The 14029-nt window shown below is 70.7% G+C and carries 8 protein-coding genes; 4 read left to right on the top strand and 4 right to left on the bottom strand.

The features are described from left to right. Positions 1 to 19: 19 nt before the first annotated feature. Genes ACXET9_RS01175 through ACXET9_RS01165 form a run of 3 tightly spaced genes read left to right on the top strand, consistent with a single transcriptional unit; the run spans position 20 to position 5668 of the window. A complete protein-coding gene (locus tag ACXET9_RS01175) occupies positions 20 to 772 on the top strand; it encodes a hypothetical protein (protein ID WP_457884076.1) in 753 nt (250 codons plus the stop codon). A gap of 58 nt (positions 773 to 830) precedes the next feature. Next, positions 831 to 4394, top strand: a complete 3564-nt coding sequence (dnaE, locus tag ACXET9_RS01170; RefSeq protein ID WP_457884074.1) for a DNA polymerase III subunit alpha — start codon at positions 831 to 833, stop codon at positions 4392 to 4394. 38 nt (positions 4395 to 4432) lie between these two features. Beyond that, a complete protein-coding gene (locus ACXET9_RS01165) occupies positions 4433 to 5668 on the top strand; it encodes an acyl-CoA dehydrogenase family protein (RefSeq protein WP_457884073.1) in 1236 nt (411 codons plus the stop codon). Between the two features lie 68 nt (positions 5669 to 5736). On the opposite strand, the gene ACXET9_RS01160 is transcribed toward ACXET9_RS01165, so the two are convergent. From ACXET9_RS01160 to pgi, 4 genes are all read right to left on the bottom strand, one after another. Continuing rightward, a complete protein-coding gene (locus tag ACXET9_RS01160) occupies positions 5737 to 6774 on the bottom strand; it encodes an ATP-dependent 6-phosphofructokinase (protein WP_457884071.1) in 1038 nt (345 codons plus the stop codon). A gap of 359 nt (positions 6775 to 7133) precedes the next feature. Beyond that, positions 7134 to 8720: a flotillin family protein gene (locus ACXET9_RS01155; protein WP_457884069.1), complete on the bottom strand. Its 1587-nt coding sequence runs from the start codon at positions 8718 to 8720 to the stop codon at positions 7134 to 7136. A gap of 168 nt (positions 8721 to 8888) precedes the next feature. Next, on the bottom strand, positions 8889 to 10232 hold the full coding sequence (locus tag ACXET9_RS01150) for a nucleobase:cation symporter-2 family protein (protein ID WP_457884067.1): 1344 nt from the start codon (positions 10230 to 10232) through the stop codon (positions 8889 to 8891). Between the two features lie 221 nt (positions 10233 to 10453). Continuing rightward, positions 10454 to 12157, bottom strand: coding sequence for a glucose-6-phosphate isomerase (pgi, locus tag ACXET9_RS01145; protein WP_457884065.1), 1704 nt, complete (start codon positions 12155 to 12157; stop codon positions 10454 to 10456). Positions 12158 to 12332: 175 nt separating this feature from the next. Here pgi and ACXET9_RS01140 point away from each other — a divergent pair, with 175 nt between their 5' ends. After that, on the top strand, positions 12333 to 13955 hold the full coding sequence (locus ACXET9_RS01140) for a peptide ABC transporter substrate-binding protein (RefSeq protein ID WP_457884063.1): 1623 nt from the start codon (positions 12333 to 12335) through the stop codon (positions 13953 to 13955). Positions 13956 to 14029 lie beyond the last annotated feature (74 nt).

Raw genomic sequence — 14029 nt, 5'->3', positions numbered from 1 at the left:
GCGCGATAGCGTGGCTCCCATGACTGACGCGCATGACCCCGGCACCTCCGTGCGGCTGAGCGGGCCGCGGGCCCGCGCCCTGGACCGGCCCGACCTGCCGGTGGCGCGCATCGCCCGTCGGCTGGGACTGGACCCGGAGTCGGCGCGGGAGATCCTCGCCGACGGCGAGCGGATGCGCGAGGCGATCGCGCTGCAGATCGCGGACTTCCTGCGCGCCGACGACGAGCGCCGCGCGGGCAGGGTCCCCTCCGGGCCCCTGGCCCTGGATCCCGACTTCCCGACCGGCGTGGGCATGGCGCTCGTCGGCGCGGCCGTGCTGTGGGAGGCCCGGGACCTCGTCCCGCAGGTCGCGCTGCGGGTCGCCAAGGACTCCTACGAGGACGGCGAGGACGAGCTCGCCGCGAGCTACTGCGCGCTCGTCCAGGAGTCCGTCGACCCGGGGGAGGACGACGCCTCGGCCTGGGCCGCGCAGTCGCTGCTGGTCGCGGTGCTCCAGCGCTCCGGCGATCCTGCGCAGGCCGACGAGATCGCCCGCGACCTCGCCCGCCACGCGATCCCGCTGACGCTCTGGCAGGACGCCGACCCCTCGCTCCCGGACGACTCCATGGCCTGGCACGGCGGCGCCTTCGTCGGCGGCATCCCGCCGCGCCGCGACGAGCGCAGCCTGAGCTACGAGGACGTCCACGACTACCTCGACGACCTGCTCGCGCAGACCCGTCGGGAGCATGCCGCGGAATCCGATGCGGCGGGGGTCGACGACCCGCCGAGGTGACCTCCGCGACCCCTCCGAAGCGGCCCGTCGAAGGCTCGGGGTGACTACGCTGGACGGCATGTCCGACGACTTCGTGCACCTCCACGTCCACACCGACTACTCCCTGCTGGACGGGGCCGCGAAGATCGACAAGCTGGTCGCGGAGGCCGTGCAGCAAGGGCAATCGGCGGTCGCGATCACGGACCACGGCTATCTCTTCGGCGCGTACGAGTTCTACGCCGCCGCCACCAAGGCGGGGATCAAGCCGATCATCGGCGTCGAGGCCTACGTGACGCCGGGGACCAGCCGTCACGACCGCACCCGCACCCAGTGGGGCACCCGCGAGCAGCAGCTGGCGGGCGACGACGTCTCCGCGCGCGGCGCGTACACGCACCTGACGCTGCTCTCCCGCACGACGCCCGGCATGCACAACCTGTTCCGCCTCGCCTCGTCGGCCTCGCTCGACGGCCAGATGGGCAAGTGGCCCCGCATGGACCGCGAGATCCTCTCGCAGTACTCCGACGGCCTCATCGCCACCTCCGGCTGCCCCTCGGGCGAGGTGCAGACGCGCCTGCGCCTGGGCCAGTGGGACGAGGCCGTCAAGGCCGCCGGCGAGTACCAGGACATGTTCGGCAAGGACCACTACTTCATCGAGCTCATGGACCACGGGCTCTCCATCGAGACCCGGGTGACCAAGCAGCTGCTGGAGCTGTCCAAGACCATCGGCGCACCGCTGGTGGCGACCAACGACCTCCACTACGTGACCGAGGCCGACGCGCAGATCCAGGACGTCCTGCTGTGCATCAACTCGGGCTCGCGCCTGAACGATCCGGACCGCTTCAAGTTCGACGGCTCCGGCTACTTCCTGAAGTCGGCCGCGCAGATGCGCCAGCTCTTCCGCGAGCTCCCCGAGGCCTGTGACAACACCCTGACGATCGCCGAGATGTGCGAGGTCGAGTTCCGCACGACCAACGAGGGCGCGAACTACATGCCGCGCTTCCCCGTCCCCTCCGGCGAGGACGAGAACTCCTGGTTCATCAAGGAGGTCGAGCGGGGCCTCGAGTACCGCTACCCGGCGGGCATCCCGGACCCCGTGCGCAAGCGCGCCGACTACGAGGTCGGGATCATCCTGCAGATGGGCTTCCCGGGATACTTCCTGGTCGTCTCCGACTACATCAAGTGGGCGAAGGAGCAGGGGATCCGCGTGGGACCGGGCCGTGGCTCCGGCGCCGGCTCGATGGTCGCGTACGCCATGCGCATCACCGACCTCGACCCGATCGAGCACGGCCTGCTGTTCGAGCGGTTCCTCAACCCCGATCGCGTGTCCATGCCCGACTTCGACGTCGACTTCGATGATCGCCGTCGCGGCGAGGTCATCGACTACGTCGAGCGCAAGTACGGCGACGACCGCGTCGCGCAGGTCGTCACCTACGGCGTCATGAAGACGAAGAACTCCATCAAGGACGCCGCCCGCGTCCTGGACTACCCCTTCGCCGTCGGCGACCGCATCACCAAGGCGCTGCCGCCGGCCGTGATGGGCAAGGACATCCCCCTCAAGGGGATCTTCGACCCCGAGCACAAGCGCTACGCGGAGGCCAACGAGTTCCGTCGGCTCCACGACGAGGACCCCGACGTCAAGAAGGTCGTCGAGATCGCCACCGGCGTCGAGGGCCTCACCCGCGGCTGGGGCGTGCACGCCTGCGCGGTCATCATGTCCAGCCACCCGCTGACCGACATCATCCCGATGATGCGCCGGCCCTCCGACGGCCAGATCATCACGCAGTTCGAGTACCCGACCTGCGAGACCCTCGGCCTGCTGAAGATGGACTTCCTGGGCCTGCGCAACCTCACGGTCCTCTCCGATGCGGTGGCGAACATCGAGTCCAACGGCAAGGAGCCCGTCGACCTCGAGGCCCTGCCCTTCGACGATCCGAAGACCTACGAGCTGCTCCAGCGCGGCGACACCCTCGGCGTGTTCCAGCTGGACGGCTCCGGCATGCGCACCCTGCTGCGGCAGATGAAGCCCGACCAGTTCGGCGACATCACCGCCGTCTCGGCGCTGTACCGCCCGGGCCCGATGGGCATGGGCTCCCACACGAACTATGCGCTGCGCAAGAACGGCCTGCAGCCGATCGAGCCGATCCACCCCGAGCTCGAGGAGCCGCTCGCGGAGATCCTCGGCGAGACCTACGGCGTGCTCGTGTATCAGGAGCAGGTCATGCAGACCGCGCAGAAGGTCGCGGGCTACAGCCTCGGCGAGGCCGACATCCTCCGCCGCGCCATGGGCAAGAAGAAGAAGGCCGAGCTGGACAAGCAGTACGAGTCCTTCGAGGCCGGCATGAAGTCCAACGGCTTCTCCGACGACGCGGTGCAGGCGCTGTGGACGACCCTGCTGCCCTTCGCCGACTACGCCTTCAACAAGTCACACTCCGCCGCCTACGGCGTGGTGTCCTACTGGACCGGCTACCTCAAGGCCAACTACCCGACCGAGTACATGGCCGCCCTGCTGACCTCCACGCAGGAGAACCGCGACCGCCTCGGCCTCTACCTCGGCGACTGCCGCCACCGCGGCATCACCGTGCTGCCCCCGGACGTCAACGAGTCCGGCCTGTACTTCTCCGCCGTCGGCGACGACATCCGCTTCGGCCTCTCCGCGATCCGCAACGTCGGCGCGAACGTCGTCGAGGAGATCCTGAGGGCCCGCGAGGAGAAGGGCGCCTTCACCTCCTTCACCGACTTCCTCGACAAGGTCCCGCTGTCGGTGTGCAACAAGCGCACCATCGAGTCGCTCATCAAGGGCGGCGCCTTCGACTCCCTCGGCCACAACCGCCGCTCCCTCGTGCTCATCCACGAGGACGCCGTCGACTCCGTCGTCGACGTCAAGCGGAAGGAGGCGCAGGGCCAGTACGACCTCTTCGCCGACATGTTCGCCGCCGCGCCCGCCGACGGCGACGACGCGATGGCCACGGGATCCGCCGCGACCATCACGATCCCCGACCTGCCCGAGTGGGACCGCAAGGAGAAGCTCGCCTTCGAGCGGAACATGCTGGGCCTGTACGTCTCCGACCACCCGCTCTACGGGCTCGAGCACGTCATCGCCCAGAACTCCTCGACGACGATCTCCGCGCTCGCCGACGAGGGAGCCGTCGAGGACGGGCAGATGATCACGATCGCCGGCCTGATCACCGCGCTCCAGCGGAAGACCACCAAGAAGGGCGACATGTGGGCGATCGCCACCGTCGAGGACCTCGAGGGCTCGATCGACTGCCTGATGTTCCCCTCGACCTACCAGACGGTCTCGAGCGAGCTCGCCGAGGACCTCGTGGTCTCGATGAAGGGCCGCATCGACGTCTCCAAGGGAATGCCCGAGCTGCGCGTCATGGAGATGTCGATCCCCGAGGTCGGCTCCGGTCCCGACGGGCCCGTCGTCATCGCGCTGCCGGCGCTGCGCGCGAGCACGAAGGTGGCCGAGCAGATCCGCGGGGTCCTCGAGGACAACCCGGGCTCGAGCGAGGTGCGCCTGCGCCTGCAGGAGCCCGGCCGCACGACCCTCATGCAGCTCGACAAGCGGCTCTCGGTGACCCCGTCGGCCGCCCTGTACGCCTCGCTGAAGGCCCTGCTGGGGCCGGGGTGCCTCCAGTGAGCGCCGCGGGGCGGAGGCCCGAGACGCTGCGGCCCGACGTGCTGCTGCCCGATTCCCTGCTGGAGACGTTCCGGGAGCGCGCGGCGGTCCACGACCGCGAGAACACCTTCCCCGAGCAGGACCTCGCGGACCTCCGGGCGGCGGGATACCTGCGCCTGCTGGTGCCGCAGGAGCTCGGGGGCGCGGGCGCGAGCCTGCTCGAGGCCGCCCGCGTCCAGCGCCGCCTGGCCGGGGCGGCACCGGCGACCGCGCTCGCCCTGAACATGCATCTCGTGGTCACCGGCGCCGCCCTGCACGCCCATCGGGTCGGCGCGGACTCCGGCCGCGCGATCCTCGAGGACGCCGCCGCGGACCGGGTCCTCGCCTTCGGCATCTCCGAGGCCGGCAACGACGCGATGCTCTTCGACTCCGCGACCGTCGCGGACCCGGAGCCCGGTGGCGGATTCCGCCTCACGGGCACGAAGATCTTCACCTCCGCGGCACCGGTGTGGGACCGGCTGGTCGTCCACGGCCGCGTCGCCGATGCCACCGAGGCGGATCCGCGGCTCGTCTTCGGTCTGATCGAGCGCGATGGGGCCGTCGAGGTCCTCGACGACTGGGACACCCACGGCATGCGGGCCACGCAGTCGCGCACCACACGGCTGCACGGTGCGCGCATCGTCCCGGAGCGCGTGCTCACCACGATGCCCGTCGGCCCGAACCCCGATCCGTTCGTGATGGGCGTGTTCGGGGCCTTCGAGCTGCTGATCGCCTCGGTGTACACGGGCATCGCCGAGCGGGCCGTCGCCCTCGGCGCCGAGATCGCCCGCGTCCGCCGCAATGCGACCCGCGGCATCGTGCACGCCGACGACCCCGACATCCGCTGGCGCCTCGCCGATGCGGCGATCGCGGTCGACGGCGCGATCCTGCAGACCGAGAAGGTCCTCGCGGACTTCGACGCCCTCGGTGCGCGGGCCGGTTCCGGCGAGCGAACCGGCGACGGCCAGGGCACCGCGGCCGTTGCCGACGCCGCCGCCGGGATCGTCGATCACGGGCCCCGCTGGTTCCTGCAGTTCTCGGGCGTGAAGTCGCGGTCGACGGAGGCGGCGATCGCCGCGGTCGACCAGGTGCTGCGCGCGAGCGGGGGAGCGCACTTCTTCCGACGCAGCGAGCTCGAGCGGCTCTCGCGCGACGTCCGCGCCGGCCTCTACCACCCGTCCGACGAGGAGTCCGTGCACGCCTCCTACGCGCGAGCCCTCCTCGGGGAGATCGGCGACAGTCGCGAGTCGCTGTAACGGCGACTGCGCAGGCCAGCGGCTGTCGACTGTCACCGCTGGCCGGCGCCGACCGCCGCTGACCGGCGTCAGCCGAAGAGGAAGGTCATCTCGTCCCAGCGGGCCTGGGGAACGCGCTTGACGCTGTCGATCGCATCGGTGAGCGGCACGTCGATGATCTCGGTGCCCCGCAGCGCGACCATGCGGCCGAAGCCGCCCTCGTGGACGAGGTCGACGGCCTTGGTGCCCAGCCGGGTCGCGAGCACGCGGTCGTAGCCCGTGGGCTCGCCGCCGCGCTGGATGTGGCCGAGGACGGTCGCCCGGGACTCGATGCCGAGCCGCTTCTCGATCAGCGGGGCCAGCACCTCGGCGATCCCGCCGAAGCGCGGACGGCCGAACTCGTCGAGGTCATAGTTCATGAATCCCTCGGGGGCGTCCTTGGGGACGAAGCCCTCGGCGACGACGACCAGCGGCGCCCGTCCGCGGTCAAAGGCGGACTGCACGTGCTCGCAGATCTCGTCGATGGTCAGCGGGAACTCCGGCAGGCAGATCACGTGGGCGCCGGCGGCCATGCCCGAGTGCAGCGCGATCCAGCCGACGGAGCGGCCCATGACCTCGGCGACCATGCAGCGGTGGTGGGAGTCGCCGGTGACGCGCAGACGGTCCAGGGCCTCGGTGGCGATCTCCACGGCGGTGTTGAAGCCGAAGGTGTAATCGGTGGCGTCGAGGTCGTTGTCGACCGTCTTGGGGACGCCGACGACGGGGATCCCCGCCTGGAAGAGGCGGTTGGCGGTGAACAGGGTGCCGTCGCCGCCGATGGCGATGATGCCGTCGACCTCGTTCTCCTCCATGTGCCGGCGGACGATCTCCGCGCCGTCCTCGCCGTCCTCGCTGCTCGCGAAGGGGTTCGATCGGGAGGTGCCGAGGATGGTGCCGCCGACGCGGCCGATGCCGCGGACCCGGCGCCGGGGGAGGGTCATGAAGTCGTTGTCGATCACGCCGCGCCAGCCATCGCGGTAGCCGATGAACTCGTCCTCGAAGTACTTGTCCCCCTTGAGGACGGCGCCGCGGATGACCGCGTTCAGGCCCGGGCAGTCCCCGCCGGAGGTCAGGATCCCGATCTTCATATCAGCTCTCTTCCATCGCTGGTCACTGGTGCCGGGAATCACTCTACGGGGCTCCGACGGCAGGGCGCACCGCAGGACGTCCCGATGAGAATCCCGAGGTCAGCAAGGAGGTCGCCGTGGAGGGACGCCGTCATCCGCAGGACGTGCAGCGGTCGCCCCGCGTCCGTCGGACGGACACCCGCGGACCCGCCCGGTGGGCACCCGTGGGGCCTCCCGACGGCCATCCGCGGGCCCGCCTGGTGGGCATCCGCGGGGTCGCCCGACGGTCGCCGGAGCGGTGTCTCCCGGACCGCGGACGCCCCGGCCCTCCGTGCGGAGGACCGGGGCGTCGGGAAGCGGCGCGTCGCGCCGGTGCGGTATCAGCTCGCGGAGGACTCGTCGGCGTCCTGCGCGGCCGCCGGCTCCGATCGCGTCGCGGCGGTCGCCGGGGCCGACGAGGCGGCGGGAGCCTCCTCGGCCTCGGCCTCGGCGCGGATCTCGCGGCCGCCGTTCGCGGCGCGCGCCAGGGTCTCCTGGAAGTCCACGCCGGTGGTGGAGCGGACCATGTCGAGGACCTGCGCGAGGCCGACCGAGATGGACTGGCCGATCTTCGCCTCGCCGTCGGTGGAGAACACCGACAGGTTCTCGATGTTCGAGTACGGCGAGGCCAGCTCGCCGGCGACCTGCGGCAGCACCTCGAGCACTTGGTTCAGGACCGCGGCGTCGTTGAACTGCTTGTACGCCTCGGCGCGGGCGCGGATGGTCTCGGCCTCCGCATCGCCCTTCGCGAGGATCGACGCGGCCTCGGCCTCGCCCTTGGCGCGCAGGGAGTCGGCCTCGGCCTGACCCTCGAGGCGCACGGCCTCGGCGTCCTTCGAACGGCGCTGGAGGTCGACCTCGGCCTCGGCGCGACCGCGGGCCTCGATCGCATGGGCCTCGGCGTCGGCCGTGACCTTGCGGGACTCGGCGCGGTTGCGCTCGTCGGCCAGGGCGGCCTCGGACTCCGCGATGCGCGCGTACTTCTTGGAGTCGGCGTCCTGCTGCTCGGCGTAGCGCTTGGCCTCCGCCGGCTTGTGGACCTCCGCGATGAGCTGCTTCTCGCGCAGGTCGTTGTTGCGGACCGCGATGAGCTCCTCCTGCTCGATGATCCGCTGCTGCTGCGAGGCGCGGGCGAGCGGACCGGCGGCGTCGGCGACGGCCTGGCGGGCGTCCGTCTCCTCCTTGATCTCGGCGTTGCGGAGATCGAAGGCCTGCTTCGACTCGGCCTCCTGCTGGAGGTTGACGTTCTTGGCCTGGGTGGCCTCGCGGTTCGCGTCCGACTCGGCGATCGCGGCGCGCTTGGCGACCAGTGCGGCCTCGGGGCGGCCCCAGTCGCGCAGGTAGGAGCCGTCGTCCTCGACCGCGGAGATCTGGAAGGTGTCGATGACCAGGCCCTGGTTGTTCATCGAATGCTCGGCCTCGGCCTGCACCTGGCTGGCGAAGGAGGCGCGGTCGCGGATGATCTGCTCGACCGTCAGCGTGCCGACGACGGCGCGCAGGGTGCCCGAGAGGATCTCCTGCGTGTAGTGGTCGATCTGCTGCTGCTGGTCGAGGAAGCGCTGGGAGGCCTTGCGGACGTCGTCCACGTTGCCGCCGACCTTCACCTGTGCGACGCCGCGCAGGCGCAGGAAGATGCCGTTCATCGAGTAGCCCTCGACCTCGACGGGGATCTGGCGCGAGCTCAGGCTCAGCACGAAGGCCCGGTCGACGATCGGGCGGACGATCGCCCGGCCGCCGATGACCACGCGCGCGCTGCCGGACTCGAGGTCGATGTCGCCGTTGGCGTTCGTGCGGGCGTTGCGGCCCGTGATGATGAGCGCCTCGTTCGGTGCGGCGATGCGATAGCTGCGCAGCACGATGAACAGCACGATCAGGACGACGACCAGCAGCACCGCTGCGCCGATCACGATGGATATCAATGCTTCCATGGGTTCCCCTCAGTTCGAATGGAGCATGCTGTCAGGCATTCTCCCAGATCGCGGGCGACGAGGGGGAATCGGGCCGGGGCGCTGTGGACGGCCTTCGGCCGGCGGCGGGCGAGGTGCGTGCGGCGGGCGATGCGCGTGCGAGGAGACGGGCCGCGCGCCGCGCCGGGCTCAGAGGATGTCGCGGGCGAGGGGCTGCATGCCCCGGCGGCCCTTCAGGAGCAGGTTCAGCAGCACGGCGCTGAAGGCGGCGGCGCTGACCCCGGAGCTGAGGACCATCGAGACCAGCGAGGGCAGCGAGGCGTAGAGGGCGGGGACGGCGAGCGGCATGACCGCGAGCGCGAGCGACACCGCGACGATCAGGGTGTCGTGGCCGGCGTCGCGGTCGTCGGCCCGGGCGCCCTCGGAGATGGTCCGCACGCCCGCCGCGGCGACCGAGCCGAACAGGACGATGCCGGCGCCGCCGAGCACGGGGGAGGGGACCGCGGCGACCACGCGTCCGAGCACCGGGACCAGGCCCAGGAGCACGAGGATCGCGCCGCCCGCGGCGACCGTGTACCGCGAGCGGACGCGGCTGACGGAGATCAGGCCGATGTTCTGGCTGAAGGCGGTGGCGGGGAACGAGTTCAGGACGGGGGCGACGGCCGAGGCGATCATGTCGGCGCGCAGGCCGTCGGAGAGGCGGCGCGGCGGGAGGTCGGTGCCGACGACCTTCGTGACGGCGAAGAGGTTCGCGGTGGTCTCCATGAGCGTCACGATCATGACGACGATCATCGGGATGATCGCGGCGAGCTGGAAGGTCGGCAGGCCGAAGGCGAAGGGGCGCGGGAGGGCGACGACGGCCCCGTCCAGCACCCCGGAGAAGTCGGCGGCGCCGAGGAGGGCCGCGACGATCGTGCCCAGCACGATGCCGAGCATGATCGCGACGCCCGAGAGCCGACGGATGCGGGAGAGGACGAGCACCGCCAGCAGGGTGACGGCGGCCAGGCCCAGGTTCTGCGCCCCGCCGTAGCCCTCGGTGCCCTCCGTGCCCATGATCCAGCCGGCGGCGACCGGCAGCAGCGAGATGCCCATCGCGGCGATGACCGTCCCCGTCACGACCGGCGGGAACAGCGGCTGGAGCTTCGTGACGAGCGGGACCAGCAGCAGGCCGACGACGGAGGCGACGATGACGGCGCCGAAGACGGCCGGCATGCCGCCGCCGTCGGAGATGATCACGAGCATCGTCGAGACGGCGCCGAAGGTCGTGCCCTGCACGAGCGGCAGCTTCGCGCCGAAGCCGGGCACGCCGAGGGACTGCAGCACGGTCGCGAGCCCGGACACCAGCAGCGCCGCGGCGACCAGCACGCCGGTCTCGGTGCTCGAGAGCCCGGCGGCGGTGCCGATGATCAGGGGGATCGCGACGACGCCCCCGTACATCGACAGCACGTGCTGGGCGCCGAAGAGCAGCGCGCGCGGCAGCGGGAGGCGCTCGTCCTCGGGACGGGTCGACGGGGCGACGGCGGTCGTGCTCACAGGGATCCTCTGCGGTGCGGGGGTCGGGTGCGCATCGATCCTAGGGGCGGGCCCCGCCCGCTCCGTCCCGTCCGCCCCGGCCGCAGGCCCACGGGGAGGACGGATGACGGGCCCGCGGAGGCTCCGCAGAGGTCCCTCCCCAGCTCGCAGGGAGGCCGGGCCCCTGGGCAGGGACCCGGCCTCCGTGACGCATCAGTCAGCGACCGCTGCGCTCAGCGCGCTCAGCGCACGCGGTTCTCGCGGTAGTAGCGGATCAGCGCCGAGGTGGAGGAGTCCTCCGCGGCGATGGCGTCCTCGTCGCCCGCGACGGCGCCGGCGAGGTCCTTGGCCAGCTGCTTGCCGAGCTCCACGCCCCACTGGTCGAAGGAGTTGATGCCCCACACGGTGCCCTGCACGAAGGTGATGTGCTCGTACAGCGCGATCAGCTGGCCGAGCACCGACGGGGTCAGACGGGGCGCCATGATCGACGTGGTCGGGCGATCGCCGGAGAACTCGCGGGCCGCGACGAGGGCGCCCTCGGTGCCCTCCGCGCGGACCTCCTCGGCAGTCTTGCCGAAGGCCAGCGCCTTCGTCTGCGCGAAGAAGTTCGCGAGGAACAGCTCATGCACGTCCTGCTCGCCGTCGACCAGCGGGCGCTCGGGGGTCGCGAAGGCGATGAAGTCCGCCGGGACGATCCGGGTGCCCTGGTGGATCAGCTGGTAGAAGGCGTGCTGGCCGTTGGTGCCGGGCTCGCCCCAGAAGACCTCGCCGGTCTCGGTGACGACGGTCGAGCCGTCCCAGCGCACCGACTTGCCGTTGGACTCCATGGTCAGCTGCTGGAGGTAGGCGGGGAAGCGGTGCAGGTACTGCGAGTAGGGGAGGACCGCGTGGGTCTCCGCCTCGAGGAAGTTCACGTTCCACACGTTCAGCAGACCCATGAGCAGGGGCACGTTCTGCTCGGCGGGCGCGGTGCGGAAGTGCTCGTCCATCGCGTGGAAGCCGGCGAGGATCTCCGCGAGGACCTCCGGGCCGAGCACCGTCGACAGGACGGTGCCGATCGCCGAGTCGACGGAGTAGCGACCGCCCACCCAGCTCCAGAACCCGAAGGCGTTGGCCGGGTCGATCCCGAAGGCGGCGACCTTGTCGAGCGCGGTGGAGACGGCGACGAAGTGCTTCGCGACGGCATCCTTCTCCTGCTCGGCGGTGAGGCCGGCTGCGCGCAGGCCGTTCAGCAGCCACTCGCGCACGAGACGGGCGTTGGTGATGGTCTCGAGCGTGGTGAAGGTCTTCGAGGCGACGATGACCAGGGTGGTCTCGGGGTCGAGGTCCTTGGTGGTCTCGTAGGCGTCGGTCGGGTCGATGTTCGAGATGAAGCGCGCCTCGAGGCCCTCCTGGGCCAGCGGCTTGAGCGCCTCGTAGACCATGACGGGGCCGAGGTCCGAGCCGCCGATGCCGATGTTCACGACGGTCTCGATGCGCTTGCCGGTGACGCCGGTCCACTCGCCGGAGCGGACCGAGGTCGCGAAGGCGGTGATGCGGTCGAGGACCTCGTGGACGTCATGGTCGACGTCCTGGCCGTCGACGACGAGGGCGGGGGAGGCCCCGGCGGGGCGACGGAGGGCCGTGTGCAGCACGGCGCGGTCCTCGGTGGTGTTGATATGGGCGCCCGCGAACATGGCGTCGCGGCGCTCCTCGACGCCGACCTCGCGGGACAGCTGCAGCAGGAGCTCGACGGTCCGGCCGGTCACCAGGTTCTTGGAGAGGTCGACGTACAGGTCGGCGGCCTGGAAGGAGAGGCTCTCGGCGCGCTGCGGGTCGGCGGCGAACCATTCGCGGAGGGAGCCGGTCAGCTCGTCGTCGTGGGCCTCGAGCGCCTGCCAGGCCTCGGTCGTCGTCGGATCGACGGGAGCGGCGGAGTGTGTCACATCATGCAGTGAGGAGGTCATACGGCCATTCAACACCCGCCGTCGGGGGACTGCATCCGCCGTCGACCTGTTGCCAGCACCCGGACGGTGGTTGACAGAGTAATCTTTGCTGGGCTTCCCGTACGCCTCATCCAAGTACGGCGCTCGACGCAGAGCCGAACACAGGAGATCCCTCATGGCTATTTCTCGACGATCCATGCTTCTCGGCACCGCCGCCACCGGCGCAGCCGCGACCCTCGCCGCCTGCAGCGGCGGCGACGGAGACTCCGGGAGCGGGAGCGGGGCGAGCGGCGGCGCCGCGGTCTTCGCCAACAGCACCGAGCCCCAGAACCCGCTGATCCCCACCAACACCAACGAGGTCGGCGGCGGTCGCGTCATCGACCTGCTGTTCTCGGGCCTGGTGCGCTACACCACCACCGGCGAGGTCGAGATGGAGATGGCCGAGTCCATCGAGTCCGACGACAACCAGACCTGGACGATCACCATCAAGGCTGATCAGAAGTACTCCGACGGCACCGTCGTGACCGCCCAGGACTTCGTGGACGCGTGGAACTACGGCGCCAACACCGCCAACGCGCAGCTCGCGCAGTCCTTCTTCGACGTCATCCAGGGCTTCGACGTGGTCTCCGCCGAGGGCGCCACCGCCGACGACACGCTGTCGGGCCTCGCCGTCGAGAGCGACACCGTCTTCACCGTGACGCTGACCTCCGCGCAGGTCGACTTCCCGAACCGTCTGGGCTACTCGGCGTACAAGCCGCTGCCGCAGACCGCCTACGACGACATGGCCGCCTTCGGCGAGGCCCCGGTCGGCAACGGCCCCTACGCGCTCGACAGCTGGACGCACGATTCCGAGATCGTGCTCGTGCCGAACACCGAGTACTCGGGCCCCCGCGCCGCCGCCAACGACGGCATCACCTTCATCATGTACGCCAAGGACGAGACCCTCTACAACGATCTGATCTCGGACAACGTCGACGTCGCCGACCAGATCGCGACCTCGGCCCTGTCGACCTTCCAGGACGAGCTGGGCGACCGCGCGGTGAACCAGCCGGGCGCCGTGTTCCAGTCCTTCACCATCGCGCAGAACGACCCGAACTTCTCGGGCGAGGCCGGCAAGCTCCGCCGCGCAGCGATCTCGCGGGCGATCGACCGCGAGTCGATCTGCTCCTCGCTGTTCTTCGACACGCGCACCCCGGCCACCGACTTCGTCGCGCCGACGATCGTCGGCGGCGGCGCCACCGACATCCCCGGCGCCGAGGTGCTCCAGTTCGACGAGGCCGAGGCGAAGAGCCTGTGGGAGCAGGCCGAGGCGATCCAGGCCTTCGACGGCGAGTTCACGCTCTCCTACAACGCCGACGGCCCGCACCAGGACTGGGTCGAGGCCGTGTGCAACTCGATCAAGAACACGCTCGGCATCACGGCGACCCCGCAGGCCTTCCCGGCCTTCGCCGACTTCCGCGAGCAGATCACCAACCGCGAGCTCACGGGCGCCTTCCGCTCGGGCTGGCAGGCGGACTACCCGTCGATGTACAACTTCCTGGCGCCGCTGTACTCCTCCGCCGCGGCGGACGGCAACGGCTCCAACGACGGCGACTACAAGAACGAGGAGTTCGACGCGCTGATCGCCGAGGGCCTCGCCGCCGCCGACGAGGACGCCTCGATCGAGAAGTACAAGGCCGCCCAGGCGATCCTCATGGAGGACCTCCCGGCGATCCCGCTCTGGTACCAGAACGGCTTCGGCGGCTACTCGACGCTCGTCGGCGACGTCGAGTTCGGCTGGGACTCGGTCCCGCTGTACTTCGAGATCACCAAGGCCTGATCCGGCCTCCGGCGGGAGGCGGCGTCCTGCGCCGTCTCCCGCCTCTTCCTGTCCTCATCCACCAACACCTAAGG

Source organism: Brachybacterium netajii (SeqCode), from assembly GCF_054114245.1.
The sequence above is the reverse complement of the archived record's forward strand: the minus strand, read 5'-3'. Positions and strand labels throughout refer to the sequence as shown.

Bases quoted from the DNA above. Each gene is read 5' to 3' on its own strand.
- ACXET9_RS01160 (WP_457884071.1), bottom strand. From the start codon at position 6,774: ATGAAGATCGGGATCCTGACCTCCGGCGGGGACTGCCCGGGCCTGAAC.
- ACXET9_RS01175 (WP_457884076.1), top strand. From the start codon at position 20: ATGACTGACGCGCATGACCCCGGCACCTCCGTGCGGCTGAGCGGGCCG.
- ACXET9_RS01155 (WP_457884069.1), bottom strand. From the start codon at position 8,720: ATGGAAGCATTGATATCCATCGTGATCGGCGCAGCGGTGCTGCTGGTC.
- dnaE (WP_457884074.1), top strand. From the start codon at position 831: ATGTCCGACGACTTCGTGCACCTCCACGTCCACACCGACTACTCCCTG.
- pgi (WP_457884065.1), bottom strand. From the start codon at position 12,157: ATGACCTCCTCACTGCATGATGTGACACACTCCGCCGCTCCCGTCGAT.
- ACXET9_RS01140 (WP_457884063.1), top strand. From the start codon at position 12,333: ATGCTTCTCGGCACCGCCGCCACCGGCGCAGCCGCGACCCTCGCCGCC.